The organism is Vibrio chemaguriensis, from assembly GCF_012275705.1.
Lineage (GTDB): Bacteria > Pseudomonadota > Gammaproteobacteria > Enterobacterales > Vibrionaceae > Vibrio > Vibrio diabolicus.
This window is the reverse complement of the sequence record NZ_SHOE01000006.1, coordinates 173,852-194,058: the sequence shown is the minus strand read 5'-3', so window position 1 is coordinate 194,058 and position 20,207 is coordinate 173,852. Positions and strand designations below refer to the sequence as shown.

At 42.1% G+C, this 20,207-nt stretch carries 16 protein-coding genes; all 16 read right to left on the bottom strand.

Annotated elements, in window-relative coordinates:
- Nucleotides 1–140: 140 nt before the first annotated feature.
- The 16 genes from EX191_RS08285 to tssM all read right to left on the bottom strand — a co-directional run bounded on the left by EX191_RS08285 (nt 141) and on the right by tssM (nt 20,205).
- On the bottom strand, nt 141–980 hold the full coding sequence (locus tag EX191_RS08285; protein WP_046875363.1) for a hypothetical protein: 840 nt from the start codon (nt 978–980) through the stop codon (nt 141–143).
- Nucleotides 981–1,271, bottom strand: a complete 291-nt coding sequence (locus EX191_RS08280) for a PAAR domain-containing protein (protein ID WP_005375969.1) — start codon at nt 1,269–1,271, stop codon at nt 981–983. It lies immediately after the preceding gene.
- Nucleotides 1,272–1,282: 11 nt separating this feature from the next.
- Nucleotides 1,283–3,118, bottom strand: coding sequence for a type VI secretion system tip protein TssI/VgrG (tssI, locus tag EX191_RS08275; protein ID WP_104970760.1), 1,836 nt, complete (start codon nt 3,116–3,118; stop codon nt 1,283–1,285).
- A 48-nt stretch (nt 3,119–3,166) separates the two neighbouring features.
- Nucleotides 3,167–3,646 (bottom strand): Hcp family type VI secretion system effector, encoded by a 480-nt coding sequence (locus EX191_RS08270; RefSeq protein WP_005375967.1) that lies wholly within the window; start codon nt 3,644–3,646, stop codon nt 3,167–3,169.
- Nucleotides 3,647–3,854: 208 nt separating this feature from the next.
- Complete coding sequence (tssH, locus tag EX191_RS08265) at nt 3,855–6,422, bottom strand: type VI secretion system ATPase TssH (protein ID WP_193447530.1); 2,568 nt, start codon at nt 6,420–6,422, stop codon at nt 3,855–3,857.
- A gap of 10 nt (nt 6,423–6,432) precedes the next feature.
- Entirely contained in the window at nt 6,433–7,398 is a 966-nt protein-coding gene (gene tssG, locus EX191_RS08260; RefSeq protein WP_046875360.1) for a type VI secretion system baseplate subunit TssG, read from the bottom strand.
- Nucleotides 7,395–9,218 (bottom strand): type VI secretion system baseplate subunit TssF, encoded by a 1,824-nt coding sequence (gene tssF / locus EX191_RS08255; RefSeq protein WP_046875359.1) that lies wholly within the window; start codon nt 9,216–9,218, stop codon nt 7,395–7,397. The genes tssG and tssF overlap by 4 nt, the downstream gene beginning before the upstream one ends.
- The gene (gene tssE, locus EX191_RS08250; protein WP_012842186.1) at nt 9,215–9,679 is read right to left on the bottom strand and encodes a type VI secretion system baseplate subunit TssE; all 465 of its coding nucleotides are present in this window, start codon (nt 9,677–9,679) and stop codon (nt 9,215–9,217) included. The genes tssF and tssE overlap by 4 nt, the downstream gene beginning before the upstream one ends.
- Before the next feature lie 7 nt (nt 9,680–9,686).
- The gene (locus EX191_RS08245) at nt 9,687–10,481 is read right to left on the bottom strand and encodes a type VI secretion system accessory protein TagJ (protein WP_074189670.1); all 795 of its coding nucleotides are present in this window, start codon (nt 10,479–10,481) and stop codon (nt 9,687–9,689) included.
- A 10-nt stretch (nt 10,482–10,491) separates the two neighbouring features.
- Complete coding sequence (tssC, locus tag EX191_RS08240) at nt 10,492–12,003, bottom strand: type VI secretion system contractile sheath large subunit (RefSeq protein WP_152814361.1); 1,512 nt, start codon at nt 12,001–12,003, stop codon at nt 10,492–10,494.
- A 52-nt stretch (nt 12,004–12,055) separates the two neighbouring features.
- A complete protein-coding gene (tssC, locus tag EX191_RS08235) occupies nt 12,056–13,549 on the bottom strand; it encodes a type VI secretion system contractile sheath large subunit (protein WP_005396386.1) in 1,494 nt (497 codons plus the stop codon).
- Entirely contained in the window at nt 13,549–14,079 is a 531-nt protein-coding gene (gene tssB, locus EX191_RS08230) for a type VI secretion system contractile sheath small subunit (protein ID WP_053808353.1), read from the bottom strand. Before tssB ends, tssC (EX191_RS08235) begins: the two co-directional genes overlap by 1 nt.
- Nucleotides 14,080–14,094: 15 nt before the next feature.
- On the bottom strand, nt 14,095–15,213 hold the full coding sequence (gene tssA, locus EX191_RS08225) for a type VI secretion system protein TssA (RefSeq protein ID WP_012842182.1): 1,119 nt from the start codon (nt 15,211–15,213) through the stop codon (nt 14,095–14,097).
- Nucleotides 15,206–16,000 carry a PP2C family protein-serine/threonine phosphatase gene (locus EX191_RS08220; protein WP_005398381.1) on the bottom strand — a complete coding sequence of 265 codons (795 nt, stop codon included), beginning with the start codon at nt 15,998–16,000 and terminating at the stop codon, nt 15,206–15,208. The genes tssA and EX191_RS08220 overlap by 8 nt, the downstream gene beginning before the upstream one ends.
- Before the next feature lie 9 nt (nt 16,001–16,009).
- Complete coding sequence (gene tagF / locus EX191_RS08215; protein WP_104970766.1) at nt 16,010–16,705, bottom strand: type VI secretion system-associated protein TagF; 696 nt, start codon at nt 16,703–16,705, stop codon at nt 16,010–16,012.
- Complete coding sequence (tssM, locus tag EX191_RS08210) at nt 16,687–20,205, bottom strand: type VI secretion system membrane subunit TssM (protein ID WP_193447529.1); 3,519 nt, start codon at nt 20,203–20,205, stop codon at nt 16,687–16,689. Before tssM ends, tagF begins: the two co-directional genes overlap by 19 nt.
- Between the last annotated feature and the right edge of the window lie 2 nt (nt 20,206–20,207).

Here is a 20,207-nt window from a genome sequence, read left to right as displayed (position 1 = left end):
TTCACTATTTCACCGGAAAGCGAGAAGAACGTTGTATAAACACCTTTTAAGCAACATTAAGTGATGGTCTCGAGTAAACATAACCGTCACATTTAAACCATTAAAAGCCAACGTTTAGAAGGGACAAACTAGATCCAGAACTACTCGTTATGCCAATTGTATAGAACTCCCACCGTATAACCATCTGGCTCGATATCAGCTTGCAAAACGTGGAAGTCTGAGTTGAGGCTACTTCTTTGATGCTCCTCAATCATTAACACTTTTAAAACACCTCCGCATGCGCCCAGCCCTCCTAGTTTAACATCAATAAATTGATACTGAGTTTGATCGGTCACCCAGGGAGACAAGAGTTGCATAGCATTTAACCATCGAGGCTCATCTCCATCAATGGATAAATGCAACTCACTAAGTGAGTGATCACACCCTACTCCAAGTTGTTTAAACACTTTATCGACAGCAATGCTTTGTTGTTTGGTATCTAAATCAATTCTAACATCATCAGTAACAAGGCCGGACTGTTGAAAAAAGCACTTCGTCAAAATGATCGAGTTTTGAGATTTGGCATGCTCTTCTGCATCGCGAGCAATTTCTATAGCCAGTATCCAAGTTGCTTGTGTTTCGTTAACTTCACGGTTTATCCGATTTAGCGCCATCAAGAACGCCGCTTGACCATAAGGATAAAAATAAATTTCTCTATTGGCAGAGTTACCAAGGATAAGAGAAAACTCGTTTATCAATGCCTTAAGCAAGCTTTTATCTACCGAAGACGGTAAAAGAACGCAGATATTCCCTTTGATATCACTTTGCTCCAGTATCTCGCGCTTAGAGCGCACAAGATTTAATATCTGCTCATACAGTGATTGATCAGGATAGGATCTTGGTGTTTCTGCGGGCAATCTAAAACATTCGTTAGCTATCTCACGAACAGTGTATGGCCTGCCATTAATAGCAAGAAGATGAGTTTGAAATGCGAGTGGCATCTAGCCTCCGATTAAAACCGTAGGCATGCCAGACAGAATTTTACCACCATGAGACGTTGAATCCCCGACCCTTGCCGCTGGCTTACCGTTGATTGTAACGCTAGAAGAGCCTGCTGAGATGCTATCCGGAGGACCTATACATATAAGCTTATCTCCCTGCCTAGCCGCTGGAATGCCGCCAATTGTCACGTTTGGCGAGCCAACTACGACGGGGCCACCTACATGAGGAATTTTTCCTGTTTTTTTAGGACAAAGATGAAAGCTGCCCAATATCGCGGCTGGTTTACCCACTTTAAATCACCTTAGTTCAATGAAATTTGCCCAGCTTTAAGAGCGATAGCAGAGCCGTTAATAGATATTTTATTGCCTTTGATGTTGATTTCTCCGGAACTAGACATCTGAATCGAAGCGCCACCGACTTTGATCTCGATACTCTTTCCTGCATTAAAAGACAACACTTCACCCGTTTCATTAGAAAAGTTTTTACCTACTTTCAAGGTCGCATTCTTGCCAATCTCTTGATTGACATCATTCGTCACTTTTTCGGTTTTACTGTTTTCAACGGCAATATCAACACAGTCTTCAACTAGCATTTGGAAAAGTTTTTCGGCATGAAGATAGATGTGTTCTTCACCGGGTTTGTCATCAAAGCGCAACTCATTAAAATTAGATGTGCCTTTTTGTACAGAACGCGATTTATAACCACTTTGAGAGCTTTGCTCTGGTAACGTGTAGGGAGGGAGTTGACTACCATTGTACAGTGACCCCGTAACAATTGGCTGGTCAGGATCGCCATTGACAAACTCGACGATGACCTCTTGTCCTACTCTAGGATGAAACACCGAGCCCCATCCGTTACCCGCGATATTTTGCGCAACACGAATCCAACATGAGCTGTTTACATCGTATTTACCAACACGATCCCAGTGAAACTGAACTTTAATACGACCGTGTTTGTCTATGTAGATTTCGCCATCTTTGTTTCCCGTTACCACTGCGGTTTGCAAACCTTTCATCTGAGGTTTCGGATAGTTCACTGAAGGGCGAAGGATTGTTTTTGAGTCAACACAACTAAATGATACTTTAACACCTTGCGCAGCAGTGCCACCTTGACCAGTCTGATTATAAACAGCCGCAGATAAAAAAACGGAGGACAGTACGTATTCTTTGCCGACTCGAGACTTATCTTCATGCTTTTTAAACTTAAAGCACTTTCCCACACTGAACGTTCGACACGTTGCCTCGCCACGGCACAGATATGCGTTTTGCTGTAGTGCTTCTATAGCGTGCGTGTTTCTAAGTGCGTATTGGTCATCACTTTCCGTTTCACCCATGTATTCAAAATACTCGCTTTCAGGCACGGTAAAAAAATCACTTTCACCCTTGGCAGTATTTTTAGGATTAGACGAAGGCTTAAGCATGTTATAGCCAGACTTTTGGCTTGCTTTAGTCGTCAAAACTTGGGTTTCATGCCAAGAAGAAATATGGCTAGACTTAGCTGTACCTGTATCAAAATCGACTAAAAACTCTGTACCCGGCTTATAGAAACTGATGTCGTCAAAAATCTTAAGCGTGTGGACAGACTTAGTGTGTGTGAAACAGAACGATAGCCCTTCTTCTGACAATAAGCGTCGGACAAATTCAAGGTCTGACTCTTCATATTGCACTTTGTATGTGTATTTAGGGTACGACTTAGTTAACTCAAAACTAAAGGCGACACTATGCTCCGAGAGTACTTCGGAGATAATTTCTTTTATATCTTTATGCTGAAATATTCTGCAATTTTTTCTGTAATCGGCGAAACGTAATTTAGGCTCTATTAATAACTCTATATTTTTATAATTCTCACCATTATGAGTATTAGAAACTCGTTGCCCTTCTAATCTTGCAGCAGATACATAACCATGTATATAACGAGGTTTTGAAGAAACATCCTCACTATTTTCAAGGGTAATTGTTACTTCTTTACCAATTATTTCGTTTAACTCACTTCGTTGATCATTAAAGTAAGCTTTAGCACGCAATGAAAAAAGTTCTGAGATCTCTTCTCTATACTCAAATGAGTTTAGTATGATGGCATCTTTTCCGAATGGAGAGGAAATTCGGATGAAATTGTTATCTTGAGTTGCTCTTTTCATTAAATACTTCTTTCAAAAAATGCGGGGGAATATTCCCCCGCATAAAAATTACATTTGTTGACCTTTAACACCGCTGTAGCCGTATACCAATGGCGCAGAAGTGTTGTTTTTATCGTCAGTAGGAGTCACTGTCATCATCATTTCAGTGTAAGAAATAGTGATGGTTTCAACTGGACGATCATCCTGGATAGAAACTGAGTAGTTAGAAATCATCGCATCAGTCAGTTCGATCTTCATGATTTCTTCAACTTTCTCACCCTGCTTAGTAATATGGAAAACCGCAGGTTTACCTTTACCAATTGTCGCTTCTTTAAATAAGTCAGGAGAAGAACGGTCTTGAAGTTTAGTGATAGTCAAATCATATAGACGAGTAGCGCTCGCTTCACGGTCCATCGCTGTACCAGTGTATGATGAGATCTCACGACCTACACTCCAATCTACAGATAGTAGTGTAATCAAATCTTTATATTGCTCGGCAGTTGCCTCACCCTTAATATCTGCGTATTTAAGATACGTATTAGACTGCATGCTAATCTCCTATAGCATTATTAATTGACATATATCGTAGTAATTTAATTATCTGACGTTTGATGATAATTAGTGATTAATGTATCAAAAACTTCATTTTAAATACGCCCTGTTATATCTTTAAATAAGACTTAATTTAATCGTTTTTTATAAAAAATAATAGTTAATATGAACCAACTCCCAATTATTATTGAGAGTGTAAAGGATGTTAAACTATTGAGACATCAAGTCCACTAGTTGTACCTTTAACAATAATTTCATCAAACGTCTTATCATTAAGAATTGCATGCAATATTTCATGAGAAATCTTAGGAAGTAATGTGTTTTCTATGGTTGTCTGTACCACACGTGCACCGCTCCCCGACTCATTACTATTGTCTACAATATCATTAATTAGTTCTTCATCAAAAAATAGGTCAGCGCCGTAATTTTTACGAATGCGATTCGTAACTTTGGCTAATTTTAATTTTGTTATTTCTATCAATACTTCTCTTGATAGAGGAAAATAAGGTAATACATTAACACGTCCTAAAAATGCAGGTTTAAAGTCAACCAACAAATCGTCACGCAAAGCATCTTTTAGTGCTGAAGGTTCTGGAGATAAATCAGGATCAGAATACAACGACATCGTCGTTTCGGTCCCTGTATTCGCGGTCATAATAATAATAGTGTTTTTAAAATCTATATCGCGACCTTCACCATCTTTAATTGAGCCTTTATCGAATACCTGATAAAAAATATCTTGAACTCCAGGGTGTGCTTTTTCCATTTCATCCAAGAGAATCACACTATAAGGTTTGCGTCTGACGGCTTCAGTAAGTACACCACCTTCGCCATACCCAACATAACCTGGAGGCGAGCCTAATAATAAGGAAACTTTGTGCTCTTCTTTAAACTCGGACATATTGATAGTTGTGACATTCTCTTCACTGCCGTACACTTTCTCTGCAATAGCTAAAGCAGATTCAGTTTTACCCACTCCACTTGGTCCCGTGAGAAGAAATACACCATTTGGTCGTGTCTCATCCGTGAGCTGTGCACTGGCAGTTTTTATCACTTCAGACATGACTTCCAAAGCGTGCTCCTGTCCGACAACTCGTTTACACAAACTCTCTTTCAAACTCAGTACTGCTTGGATTTCATCATCCTGGAGTTTGCCCAGTGGTATCCCGGTCCAATCTGAAATTACTTCTGCAATAAGCGCTTCATTGACATGCGAAAATACTAATGGCTGCGAGTTAGCGGAGAGGCTACTTTCGAGCTCCTGTAACTTGTCCCTAGCAGTCTCAGAACCCTCCTTGATTATTTGAGCTCTAAGTGACTTAGCTTCACTTACCCACTCTTTTTCTTTCTCCCACAGCGTCTCTAGTTCAACTATTTCACTAGATAGAACATCAATCTCTTTTCTGACATCTTGCAACTGCATATCAAGAGGTGTACCTAGCTGACTTTCTTGGCTTAGGTGCTCATACTCAGCTTGCTTGGCTTTTAGTTTATTCCTTTTCGCATCTAGACCTCCCGGTGTAGACGATTGACTTAACGCAACTCGCGAGCAGGCTGTGTCTAAAACAGACACAGCCTTATCTGGCAGTTGTCGGCCATTAATGTATCGAGCTGAGAGTTGAACGGCAGCATTGAGAGCCTGGCTAGTGATGTGGACGTCATGGTGTTGTGCCATTACGTCAAGTAAACCACGTAACATCTCGATCGCTAGCTCCGGCGCTGGCTCGTCGACCTTCACTACTTGAAAGCGTCTGGTAAGAGCCGCGTCTTTTTCAAAATACTTTTTATATTCTGCCCAAGTTGTTGCTGCGATCGTCCTGAGTTCACCTCTCGCTAACGCTGGCTTTAGAATATTCGCTGCATCACCTTGTCCTGCTTGTCCCCCACCACCAATCAGACCATGTGCTTCATCGATAAACAAAATAATGGGTTGTGGTGCGTCGTTAACTTCTTTCACAAGGTTTTTAAGTCTGTTTTCAAACTCACCTTTCATGCCAGCACCAGCTTGCAATAACGCCAGATCCAAAGACTTAATCGCTACATTTTGTAGAGCAGGAGGTACATCGCCATCGATAATCTTTTGCGCCAAGCCTTCAACAACGGCTGTTTTTCCAACGCCAGCTTCACCAGTTAGAATCGGGTTGTTTTGTCGACGTCTTAATAAGATGTCGATCATTAAACGGATTTCATTGTCTCTACCAATAACCGGATCTATCTTACCTTCCCTAGCCTGCTCAGTAAGATCTGTTGTAAATTGATTCAGCGCAGAATTCGCGTTTGATTTCCCTAGGTCATTCGATCCTGATTGACGCGTATTACTTTCTTTAAAGTTCAATAACCGAGATGGTTCTATCTTGTTTAGCTCAGGGCTAATCGAACCAGCCATGTTGACTAACGTATTATCGGACAAGTAGGCAAATAAAAGATGAATGCAATCCAACTGCTCCTGATTGAATTCAATCGTTGCCGATAGCAAAGCATTTTGCATCACAGTCACTGTGTGAGCTGAAAGACCTGGGACCGATTGACATCCCGTTTTGTATTTTTCAAGTGTCTTTTGAAGATCAGTTTCAACCTTGATTTTATCGACATCAAATTCGTCGAAAACTTCCGAGTAAATATCGGCAGGGTGTTGAATAATCGTCATTAACCAGTGAGACATTTCAATACTGTGATGGGTTCGAGAGCTTGCCATCGCAGCTGCTTGTTCAAGTGTTTCCTTAGCCTGAGGAGACAATCTTTCGACCAACGCTGAAAGTGAGAGTGAAGCCATTATGTTTCCTTTAAATAGTAATTGTTATGGTTCGATCTTTTGTGCGTTTATGTTTTTTAAGTACAGAACCAACACCTAACTGACCATGTTTTTTTGATAAACAAACTTGAGGTAATAAACTATGTTTGGTGGTGAGCTGCCATTTCACTTGCTTATGCTTACCAATAAATTCATAAGCCGCACGTTTAATAATTTCTACATTTGGATGGTTAGGCAGTAATTTACTAACCAGATCTTTGTGCTTTGGCAGAAACTCGATCGTTGTTCCTGCGTTTATATTCCAAGCTTTCGAGCCTAAGGATGCTCCGGAACCAAGTTGAGCAAACTGCCCTTCTGGCATAGTTCGAGATGAAAGACGTGTTTGCTCTTCTTTTGCAAGATGTAGCCACTGCCCTTGAAACTCATGAATCTTTACTTGGCATCCAGATAAACATTCAAGAACACTTTTTAGTCCAGCTTTACTTCTCGTCGGTGAAGCAAAAACACCACCATAGTGCAGGGACAAAGAACTACCCTGCCCAGTTAATGCCGATTTACAATCTTCTAAAGGTGAACGTAATCCCTGTGCATGAGCACGAGACTGAACGGTCAATTGACTTAGTTGCCAGCATCGATAGTAAAGAGACAGTAAACGATGGTTAAAAATATCGTAGAAGTCCACCATTGCTGTATCGCCTTCTTTTTGACGATGCAAAGCTAACTCGCTGTAGTGCTGAGGAAGCACCCCCTGCTCACCCGTTAGGCCTATCAGATTAGTTTCTAGTGCTAGCTTGTGGCTATCAATATGTTTCAGATCGCAAAGCTGCGCATTTTCAAAACCTAACGATGGGTTGACCTTTAGGTTTAGTTTTTCATGCTTAGGTAGAGCATCTGTCCCTATTTGTGCCTCGGCTTGCAAGATCTCGTGTTCGATAAGGTGAATTGCTTCAAACAACGGATGTTGCTTTAGATCTCGATAAAATTGCTCCGCGATCATAGCAACACCTTATCGCCAGTTAATGCAGGCCATAAGTGGAAGGGTTTTCCCGTTGACTTAAGTCTTATTTCTAGCTGCGTAAAAATGTTAATTTCAGCATATTGTGCAAAGTAAACGGATAAAACACTACCTAGGAGGAAGATTTGCTCTTTAGGTAAAATTTGATCAGAAACCGTCAAAATGATTTTTATACCGTGCGCAAAACCAACTTTACCTTTCTGACTTACTCTGCCTGTAGTCGGCTCGAACTCTAACTTCGCTAAAGCATCAATTACCGCTTTCGTTTCTGCGGTCCCAGAAAATGCATAGAGATTCAGAGTTTGCTTCAAAGTTGTTAATCCATCTTCTTCGGTAAAGTGGTTTAAAGTTAGAAGCTTAGTTAACTGCCATCGTGTACTTTCATCCATTTCTGGCCGGAGGGTTTCTGATATAGAAACTAAACAACGAACTGACTCGAAGTTGTCATTTACTTCCGGCAAAGAGACTTTTGGAAGACCGCCTCCAAATGGAAGCTTCTGCGCTAAATTACGATTGCAGCACTCCGCTTCAACGTACATTAGCCAGTTTTCTCGGCTCTCTGGACTGAACAATTGATGCCTTTTATCAACAAAAGAAATGTAAGTTTCCCTGCCCGGTTCATCGTATCCACCAGCCCAATTTTTATCCTCACGTCTCATCAACCAATAAATTTCACTGGCGTTCATATAATGCGTGTGCTCACCAGCGTGATAACATGGCAGGTTGTGATACGTTTTGTTCCAGTTTCTCAATGTTACGTCAGAAATAGAGACAACCTCGTTACTCTCGGCTTCCTGGTATTGCGGTGATAAGTGGTAATCGTACTCGGTTGGTAGAATACGCTTGGGCTCCATAACACTTTTAAATAAGTTGACGACTGGCACACAACCAACCATCAAGCTCTCTTCATCCACTTGCTTAGGAAGCCAATCATCATTGGTATCAAAGTAAAAATACAGTTCAGCTTGCTCTCCAAGAGCTAGCTCTGATAATCCAAGTTCAGTGATATCAAAGAACATGAACTTCTCAGGAAAGTGCAGATACTCAACAAGTAATCTTGCTCCCGAAAAGCTTCTCTTACTGTATGGAACAACCTTCTCATCTTCTGAAAATCCCACTTCAATAAGATGCCTTTTCGTTAAAGAACGAACTTCTTTGCCACCCGCAACGACAGATAAACCAATTAGATTTTGAAATAGCATTTGGTAAAGTTTAAACGTCAACTGAGATTGCCCGTTTAAATAAAAGCGCAACCGTTCTAATCCCATGTCACTCAGAGATGTCTCTTCATCTTGGGCGGTGAGCTGGATTTTCAAAACTGAATGAGCATGGCTTTCCCATTGGGAGCCCACCGATTTAAGCGGTGCGTTTTTGAAAGCGCCAGAGGTCACATCAACAGGGTACATTCTGACCGGATAACAGGTTCTAAACTCGCATTCGTGGTATCCAGGAGCACCGATAACGACTCGCTCACCTTCTTCTACGTCAAAAAAAGAGGAAGTGGAGCTAGAGCAGTTCATCTTAATGACGGACATTGATGGAATTGGTGCGTGAAAATCCGGATATAACTGCCCCATCAAAGATTCAGTGAACTGAGGATAACTATTGTCTAAACTTTGTCTAATCCTTGCCGTTAGAAATGCACAGCCTTCTAGCAATCTTTCTACATGTGGATCGTCAACCTGCTCCTCACTGATACGGAGTCTCGCAGCGATCTTAGGATACTGCTCCCCAAACTCTTGTCCTTTGTGACGTAAATAAGCTAACTCGCGATTATAGTATTTGAGAAACTCTTCACTCATTTCGCTCTACTCAGTTTCATACCTAAATTTACCGGCTCTACTTCAGAATTGAATCGCACTTCATGAATGCTGTTATCGATTAAGCAAGTGGCGCTAATTTGTAACCTCAACACCCTATCAATAGCGTTTTTCTCGTCCGAAATCTGGACATAAGGATTCCTTAACCTCGGCTCGAACTCTTTAATTGCATCATGAACAATGTCACAGAGCTGATTCTGCCCCTCTTGGCTGCTATAAGGCATCGAGGAAAAATCTGGCAGACCATAATTCAATATTGAATAGCGAACCTCTAAAAGGTCATCAGGAATGTTTTTCCATCCGATACGACTATTTAACATAGACTCCAGATCTCTAAGCAAGCTGTTCAACATCTGTTGTTGGCTCGTAGGGAAGTCTTTTTCATCTCTAGTTGAAGGATCACTATCCATCAATTTGTCGAGCAGAGAAACGGTTAAAGACATGTTATTGTTACGCTATTTGTTTCGACTCTAACAATGTAGTCAAGTCACAGATTGGGAGGGCTGAATCACCAACTAGCCAACATTTTTGGCCTAAACCCACGAAGGATTCTTGCTCACCAAGCTGTTTCCAATCTGTTTCTCGACCTAGCTTTTGTGCGTCAGTTTCTGAGTCAACATAGGTCAATGGCATATGGCCTTCTCCTTCGCCAAGTCCGTCAATATCAAACTCTACAGGTCGCCAAATACTTTCTAATAAAGAGGTAGGTGCTTTTATTTCTAGCGCTTGAATGCTAGAAATTGGAACAAGAAAATAGTTACCCGCGGTGGAAAACAGTTCAATGTAACCACCTAAACGATCATCAATATCCCTAGCATCTTCATAGTTTGTACCGTTTATGTTAAAACCTTTAATAGTACGATGCTCTTCAATGCTATGCGCTAGGTGTGACGCTTCTGCATAGTCTTGATTTTTGAGAGCGAGGTTAAAGCGAACAAGCTCTTTAGTGAATTCCTCGTCACCTAATACCTTGGCACTAGCCGCACCGTCGATAAAATCTTTTCTAGCCTGGGCCGCTTTCACTAAATGTCGCAACTGACTTGCACCAGGTAGATACTCAGGAAACAATTTGATCGATTGCATAAGTTGCTCATCCGCACGCTCGAAGTCTCCATCAATGCAAAGCAGCTCAATGAACGAGCTTCTCAAGCTTGCATCTTTAGGCGCCGCTTTAATTTCATCAATTAATAGCTCTAGAGCTTGTTGCAATTGGCCTTGGGACAAAGCATTTTTCCATTGGGTCATTGTTATTTCCTTACACCAAGTGCTCTGGTGATAATTCAGTAATTAATTTAATGCTAGATACCATTTGATCGAGCTGGAAGTGCGGTCGCAAATGGATAACAGAGTAATAGTGTCCTGGAGTTTCTCTTTTCTCTCGAACCGTAATTTTCGCTTCATTTAAGGGGTACTTCGCCCTAAGTTCATCAGATGCTTCATCCGACGCGGTAGTGTACTGATGCAACCATCGTTGAAAGTCTCGCTCAAGGCTTTCTGCATCTTGATATCCACCAATCTTGTCACGCCCCATAACCTTGAGATAATGTGCGACTCGCGACACACACAACGTGTATTGCAACATCGACGTGAGCTTTGCATTCGTTGAAATGTGTTTTTCTGCATATTGCTTAGGCTTGTAGAGAGATACATTCGAGGTCATCCCTACCATATCGGTTTCAGGTACAGGAGAAATAGAAATGAAACCGCATTCAGACAACTCTTGTTCTTTTCTCTCAGAGATCTTTAAGTTTAAAGGACATCTTTCACGGTCATTCTTGCCATTAACACGCATTTTGTTCCTAGTAGGAGCAACGATAATACCCTGACTATAATCCCCTTGCTTAATGCCTCGCATGTGCGTAAACCACCCATGCTCCTGAAACGCTCTAATTGATACGGCCGCAAAACAATACGCGCTACTCCCCCATAGCAAATCGCGATTAGAGTCGTAGACATGCTCTTGAAAGTCGAACTGATCGTTGCGTGAACCATCACTTTTATATGGCTGACGGAATAAAACATTCGGCGCAGTCAGGCCAATAAATTTGGTATCATCGTTGTCTCTCAAACTGCGCCATTTTGCGTAATCTGCCTGTTCAAATTGGGCCGCAATATCTCTTATCGCAGAAAGCTGTGAAAAACTGTCAACACCAAACATCTCCGGCGATGCTGACATAATGAACGGGCTGAATGCTGCCGCTGCAGACTGAGAGATCTTGCTGAGCACAGACAGATCTCTATCAAAATAATTTTTACTCGCATCACAACGAAGTTGATAATCGCCAACTACCACGCCAAAGGGTTCTCCCCCGGCCATGCCATATTCATTTTGATAGAGCAGCTTAAATAGTGCTGATTGGTCAAACTCGATGGCTTTTAGTGCATCTTTACTGACTTCATTCCATGTTGCCGCCAACACCTTGACTTTGACGGAGTCTGATGAGCGAGTGTCGACCTGTTCGCATAAATACCTCACGCCGATCCAACCTCTTTCGAGTTGTTGAAACTCAGGATGATGTATTATTTCGTTTAATTGAGATTCTAATAGCTCATCAATTCGGTTTATCGTGTTCATCACACTATGACGAAAACTGTCCAAATCTCTTGAACGCGTACCTTCTAGCCAAATTCGAGCTGACTCTAAAAGATCAGAAGATTCATTGAATCGAGTCAACCACGGGCTATCAAGCTCAGCATAGCCTCCTGTGCTGAATTCATGCTTTAGCTTACTGGGATCGCGAAAGTTAAGTGACACTGCTATTTCCATCTAGAACATAACGATTTGGTATGGCTGGCCCTACGACCAGCCAATTCATTTCTTATCCACCCGACTGAGGGATCTTTGCAACAAGTCGCAAAGATGTCGTCAATTCTTCCATTTGCAGCCAAGGCTTAAGCCATGCTACAGCATTGTAAGAACCTGGTGCGCCAGGGATTTCCTTAACCTGGACACGAGCATCTGCTAGAGGGTATTTCGCTCGGATCTCTTGACCACCACCCTCTGAAGCATTTACATAGCCTAGAATCCAGCGGTTCAACCAAGACTCAACGTCTTCTGCTTCCATAAAGCTACCGATTTTATCTCGAGCCATTACCTTCAAATAATGCGCAAAACGAGATGTCGCCATCATGTAAGGTAGACGTGCTGAAATCGCCGCATTAGCCGTTGCTTCTGGAGATTCGTGGTTCGCCGGTTTTTGACAGGTTTGCGCACCAAAGAACACCGCATAGTTGGTGTTTTTGTAGTGACAAAGCGGTAAGAAACCAAGTTTACCCAGCTCTGCCTCACGTCGGTCGGTAATACCAATCTCTGTTGGACACTTCATATCAGGATCGCCATCATCACTCATGAAGAAATGTGTTGGCAAATTATCCACTCGACCACCACCTTCTGCACCACGGATAGCTGTACAGAATCCATATTTTGAGAAGGCGTCTGTTAACTTAACACCAAGAACATACGAAGAGTTCATCCAACAGTAGTCATTATGCTCAGCATTGACAGCAATACCTGACACTGGATCTACTTCGAACTCTTCAAATCCAAATTCCTCAACTGGAGCAGTGGCTTGTCCGTATGGCAAACGAGCCAGAACTTTCGGCATAGTCAGGCTAACAAAACGTGAATCAGCACTCTCACGGAACGAACGCCATTGAGCGTATTCTAACGACTCAAAGACCTTGTCTAGATCGCGTGGTTTTGACAGTTCAGTCCACTCATCAAAACCAAATAGTGCTGGTGAGGCCGCGGACAAGAATGGGGAGAAGCCTGAAGCGGCTACATTTGACATTAGGCGCAGCGACTCAATATCCTCTGGGTGGTTGGTAAACTCATAGTCACCAATTAATGCACCATAAGGTTCACCACCTGCACTGCCAAACTCAGACTCGTAAACTTTCTTAAAGATCTGGCTTTGGTCAAATTCAACCGCTTTACTCAAGTCTTTATGTAACTCTTTCTTGGTCATACTCATCATGCGAATTTTCAGAGTAGAGCTCGTCTCTGAGTTCATCACTAGATAATTTAAACCACGCCAAGAACCTTCAAGTTTCTGTAATTCAGGATGATGCATTACTTCAGACAACTGATCAGAAATCTGTTTATCAAGTAAATTAATCGCTTCACGAAAAGTTACCGTTAGGTTTTTGTTCCAAGTAACCGTCCCTTTCATTGCTTCTTCAGTGAGCGTTTTAATTAGCTCTTCAGCACGAGAGGCTTCTGTCTGCTTAGTTGCACCAATAGCTTGATCTAAAAATGAAGTTGTTTGTTCATTAACAGTTGGATCTAACTGCTTTTCAGCTTCAGTCGTCATTATTCCGCTCCTTCAGTACTGTCTGACTTCGCTTGCTTGCCAAGATCTAACTCGCCCGCAAGTTTTGCCAGATTGTCTGTGTTGTTCAAAACATCCTCTAAGATGTTTTCAAGCTCTTCAGAACGGTCAACTTTTGTCATCAAATCACGCAGTTTATTACGCGTTTCCATCAGTTGGCGCAGTGGATCAACTTGATTTACGATCGCAGCGGGCTCAAAGTCTTGCATTGATTTAAAGTTCAAATCCACCTCAAACTGTGAATCGTCGTTCGCAAGCTTGTTCGCAACTTTGAACTTAACCGATGGGTTCATCTTTTTGAGCACATCATCGAAGTTGTCTCGATCGATCTGAATAAAACGGCGGTCTTTCAAAGGCTTCAACGCTTCAGTGTTTTGACCAGCGAAGTCACCCATTACACCTACAACAAAAGGTAGCTCTTTCTTAAGAGTTGTACCTTCAGTTTCAACATCATAGGTAATGTGGACACGAGGCTTCCGTACTCGTGACAGTTTCGAGTGGATACTCGTCATACCATTCTCCCTTTATTAATTTTCATTTTGTTCTGCTATGCCAACCAAACGGAAGTAGCTTTTCTTTGCATCTCCGTCGGAGATAAGTTCCGCCAGTAACTCCGGCAGAGGCATTCCACACCAACGAATGATCTGTTCGATGGAGTAAGAAACTGGTGAGTGAGGCTCACTCTCTCTGAAGAAATCAGCCACTTGCTGCAATTGTCTAATCGCCTGCTCTCGTGATTTCATGTTTGTCGCTAATAGTGCATCAGAACTTTGTGAACTCACTTGTTGTTCCGAAGAAGAAGATTCATCCACCTCCTCCAGTTCTTCAAACACAGCTTGTGGTTGATTAAAACGCTCTCCAAGGAGATGCTTTAATGCCGAGTGTATTGATTCAAGCCTTTTTGATATATAAGAGCTAGGAGTGACATCACCTACCGCTTCATCTAATCGCTGACTGAATTCATTAAATGACTCTGTGGCGAACTCCAGATCAGCGATTAGCTCACGATAAAAGGCATCAGAGGTAGATTTAACTGTAGTTGTAATATCAGATAGCTCTGTAGCGCCAAGATCGACTCGATTTCGGCGCTTATCTTCATCTAAACGCTCCAACTCAATAGCTTGCTGATATTCCCAGTAGGCATACGCTTGCTCAACGCCTACGTCAGTAAGCGGGATACAAGCAATAGGGAAAATAAGTGTTCCTTCGCTATCGATACCATTGAGGCCAGTAATCGCCGATATTCTTGTTTCAATACCATCCTCATCAGGCATTGGATAGAGATCATCCCAAAACTTCTCGATGAACTCGGTTGCGAGTTTGTACCCAACGCCCATACCACGAAAACCATGCAATCGAGTTAGAGCCTCTATAAGCCAAGCCACAAACTCTAAATCTTTAGATTGATTCGTAAGTATCTCTGGTACTTCTTCAATAAATACCCGCCATAAGTTACTGTGGGTATAAATACTTTCTTCTTCTATAAGCGCATTACGCTCTGCATTTCGCGCAGCCATACGCTGATCTTTTAATCGGTAATAAGCGGACTGTGGCGATACATCTTCTCTAGGATCAACACCTGTGGGATTCTCTTGAGATATAGGAGCCAACGCTTGTTCATACCAATCGAACATCTCACTATTCATAAGACCTCCCTCTAAGAAAAACGGGGATCGTCGCGTCTTCTCTCGTTACTGCTTCAAATTCTGTCTGCGCTTGGCGAACTTTGACTAACGCACAAGTAACGTTATCACTTGCACCTCTCACTAACGCCGAATGCATGAGCGCTAATCCTGCTTGATTTACTGAGTCCGCATACAATGTCCGGTGAATTTCATCACTCGTTAATTCTTTAGAAAGCCCATCACTACACAGAAGAAATTGATCTCCGTCAGCCAACTGACCCGAAACTTGATCAATAGTGATACTCTCATCTACCCCAACAGCTCTGGTAATAACATTTGCGAGAGGATGTGACTCAGCATCTTCAAATGCCAATAACCCTTGATCGACTAAATCCATAACTTGACTATGATCGCGTGTTTTTTGAGAAAAATGACCATTTCTAAGCTGGTAAATTCGGCTATCACCGACCCAAAGACAGTGGTAATACCCGTCCTGGATAAACAACAAAACGAGAGTTGTTCCCATCGTTTTACCGTCTAAGTGATTTTGTGCGTATTGATAAATTTCTAAATTCGCGGCTTGAACCACACTCCGGATATCATCGATATTGGTATTTGGGACATCCTGCATATGGCGCGCGATTCTATCCACTAGCATCTGGCTTGCTATGTCGCCAGCACTATGCCCACCCATTCCATCGGCTACAACCCAAATATGCTGCTCTGTCATATCTAAAAGAGCATCCTCGTTATAAGGGCGTACTTTTCCTGCGTGCGATTTAGCAAAGGTAAAATAGTTCCAATTCATTCTTCTATCCTACCAATTCCACTTTTTCCAACCGCCATCAAGCATGGCAGAAAATTGACCAATAGAAGGGAAACCGCTGGTCATAAACATACATGGTTCAACTAGAGTCGAGCCTTCAGTCCACCAAAAGCATGGCTTACTCAATTTTTCTTTAATGAGGTAATTCAAAAGTGCGCTTTGATCTGCTCCACCTTGATCATGAAAAATCGTAGATATTTGGCTTTGATAAAGAAACTTAAGAGGCCGCACTTCACTTTTTACATTCGCCACTAAATCGTTTTTTTCTTGCATGCTCTTATGCCAAACATCAAATACAAAGTCGTCCTCAAGTACTGCTAGGGCAAGAGATGCACTGTCCTCGGTCCAAGCTTTGTCCCCCCAATATTGCGCAGCTTCACCTTTTACGGCACGAGCTATAGTAAAGAAAAAGTATCTACCGCATGCATCTACACTAGGAATCATGCTACCAATGTATGTCGAGTCTTCTAAGTAACTAACATCCAGAGCAAAGTGCCACACAGGCGCGGTTAAAAAGTGCTCATTCCAACTTTCACCCAATTGTTCTCTGCTGACTGCAATAACAGCCTGCTGCCAGTCATGCCAGCGCTCTGAAAAATCTTGTGATAAGCCATCTTTCACAAAGTCTCCTTTTGCAGGCATTTTACCGATATAACCCCAGGCTGATGTTACAAGGTTCGTGGACATCTGAACCTCTCCATTTCATTTGACCAAAACGGATTAATAGCACTAGACGGAATAAGCTCTAGTTGCACCTTATTTCCCTTTAAATCAATCATAACTATGTTGTCTTTACGTGATTCTGGTCTTGCTTTAAGTGATTGATCTAACAGTTTGAATATGCCCCACTCACCTTCATAAGTATGGGCAATCTCACGTTTAGATTCTGGTGGTGTGAACACTATTCGAGTCTGATCTTGACCCGCAGGCCAGCTCAAGGATTTAGCTCGTGCTGGTCCATGCTTATAAACCAAATCTTGCTTACCTAACTCTAGAACAAACCGAGTAATGTGCTGATCCAGATACACTGGTTTCATACCGAACTCTACGCGCAATGAATTATCAGATTCAAAGAAAGACTGCCTGATACGCTTCGCTCTTTGAAAGACCATCAGCGTTTCTGGACGAACTCCAATTTCCTTTTCTAATCGCCAACGACTTTTCGAAGTATCGACAAACGGTTCAAGATACTCTTGGAAGAATGAGTCAAGCGTACCTCCATAACCAAAGAAACGTTTGAAGTCCTTCAGCCTTACTTCTCTGCTTGCATTTGGCTCGAATGGGTATCTACCCGCAATAGTCCGCTGATAAGGGCGCACCACTTGCGTAACCCAAAGCTGATTTAGATGATCTTTCGACCCGCTCTCCGCAAACTTAACTGACTCTTGAGAAAGTTCACCTAGCCATTGATTAAATGGCCTAGGCAAAAGTTCTTTAGCGCGAGCAAAGGAAGCAGCCACATCTTGTGTAACGGTCCCATCTAAAATACTTTTGTAAGCAATTTTCTGATTATTACCTGAGCTTGATAAATCGCTTAAATACGAGCGCAAGTTAACCATAGCTTGTTGAATATCATCAAAGTCTTGTTCGCCGAGACGTAAGATCTCCGAAAAATGAGATTCGACTTCTTTACCTGGCAGTGCAACATTGAAACCATTTTCTTCAGGCAAGTACATGTCTAGTCTATCTGCCGTATTCGAAAATTTAACTTTGGCAACCTTACCAGCGACTTCAGAAGTGGCCTTCTGATTTTCTGACAATGATACTTTCGACAAACCAACTTCTTTTTGGATTGCCCTCAACAACGATTCGATTGGTCTTTCAACTCCAGATAGAACTCTAGCTTGTTCTGTTGCAAGCTCTAGGCTCGGAGCCTGCTTAAGTTGAATATCTTCGATCAGAGTTTTCCATTCATTCACATAATCTTGATAGTATCGAGATTGGACTCCTTGAATAGCGCTATCTTGATCAATTTCATGAGCCTTAAGATCGTCACCATAAACCCAGTTCTCTTCCATTAGGCTTTTTACTGTACGGTTGATCTGAATCTGAAAAATGCTATGAAAGCCATTGTACGTATAAAAGCCCGAAATGCCTTGTGATAACGGCTTTCCACTCGCTCGTTCAAACTGCTCAAGCCCTTTAGGCCCCAAGACATCAGTCAAACGAAATGAAGGAACATGACTCTTCGAAAATTGTATCTTCATTCGCTGATAAGCACGTTCTGGTAGAGACATTTGTGTCAAAACCTCGCGAGCATTAGTCACGGCAGCAGTATTATAAGAAAAGCCTTGTCCATCATTCTCTAATAAATTTTGAGTGTGCTGTAACAGACCTTTTCTTAAGTCTATATTTAGTTCACCCGGATATTGACGTTCAAAATAGAAGTTAAACCAAGCCAACACTTCATCTTGTTGGTATTTGTCTGGATTAAATAACATCAAATAAGTTTTCAACGTTTCATACAAATACTCTCGATGCTGTTGATTACTTTCCATTTCCGTCACCAAGCTATCAAGAAGCAAGGGAGCGTAATATTGGGTCAACGCATCAGAATATGCATTGCTTGCCGCCTGTGAGACTTTATCTCCTTGATAAAGACCAAACCTTTTTACGGAATCAGCATCGCCGTAGTTGCTTTGCTTTCCTAGAGGAAGCGTCATCAATCGATTTAATGTCTCTACGGCTGAGATAATATCCGCCTCAAAATCTAGGCTCTCAGCACCAATCATTGCTTCAATATGGCCGGCTTGCTCATTGGTATCGACAATCAACTGAGAATTCCACTTGTAGCTCATAAGCCAAAGTGCAGACGCACCTAGCAGTAGAGAAGCACAGCCAATGTAAACACCTCGGCGCATCCACCCTGACTGCTTTTGATAGTGACGATTAACCGTTCCTAACAGTTGTTCCTTGAAAATAACCTTATCAAACAAGTTCTTCACGAAATAACTATGAGACCCTGTTTGGCTCTTTGCTAGAGCGAGGCGATTTAGTCCAAGTCCATTGGTCGATTCATTCATTAACTTATCGACTGGTAAGCCTTCTTGGACCGAGCTCAACATAAACACACCACGAATCAAGGCTGGCTCTTCAAAACTATTTTGTGCAAATATTTCCGCTAAAAATTCATCGAGGTTAGCTTGCAATACCCTTAGCTGTTTAGGAAATTCAAAAATAAGTGCTCGCTTCTCTAAATCATCTTCAGTTTCAAGGATTCTCAGCATTCGAGCATCAAGGCGCTCTAACATGCCATGAAATTCTTTATTGAATAAAGAAATAACCCCTCTTTCATCAGCCACTTCACGCGGAAACATGAAACCGAACAATTCCTCACGCTCTTCCTTACTTAGATCAGAGAAGAACTCATTGAAACCCGCAACTAAATCCATTTTGGTCAGTAGTACGTAAATAGGAAATTGCATCCCTAACTGATTCTTCAGTTCTTGAAGGCGCGACTTGATAGCTCGAGCATGAAGGCTTCGCTCGGTTCTTGTCTGCGACATCACACTGGCTAAACTGATCGTGACAATTGCACCATTAATTGGCCTTTGCGTTCTATATTTTTTCAACAACCCTAAGAAGCCGTGCCATGCTTTAGAGTCGACTTTTTCTTGACTGTCTTGTGTCGTGTACCGACCGGCCGTATCAATCAGAACGGCTTTATTTGCAAACCACCAATCACAATGACGAGTTCCACCGACACCAGCGATAGAGTCAGAACCAAGGCTATCCGCTAACGGAAACTCCAGCCCTGACTGCTTTAGCACTGTTGTTTTCCCTGTCCCTGGAGGGCCGATCAACACATACCAAGGCAAGTCATATAAGCTTCGCTTTCCTTTATGTGTTTTCGTTACTACTTTGACAGCTTGCTCAATACGCTCGCGCATTAAGTCAATTTCACTCGCCGCTTCTTTATCTGACTGACTATCAACCTCAAGTAACGTTTGAATACTTTCGTCTTCTTTAACTTTTTGCTTGTGCTGCTTAGTCACGTTGAATAAAGCCCACACAAACACCAGCACCAAAATCGTGACGAGTCGTTGGAAGTCGCTCTTTAGCGGCTCATATCCCGCTATAGTGATAAGTGGACCAACAACCCAAATAAAAATTGAACAAGCAGCGACACCGATAAGACCGAGAAACCACCTTTGAGTAAATATTCTGCCAATTTCTTTAATACGCATCT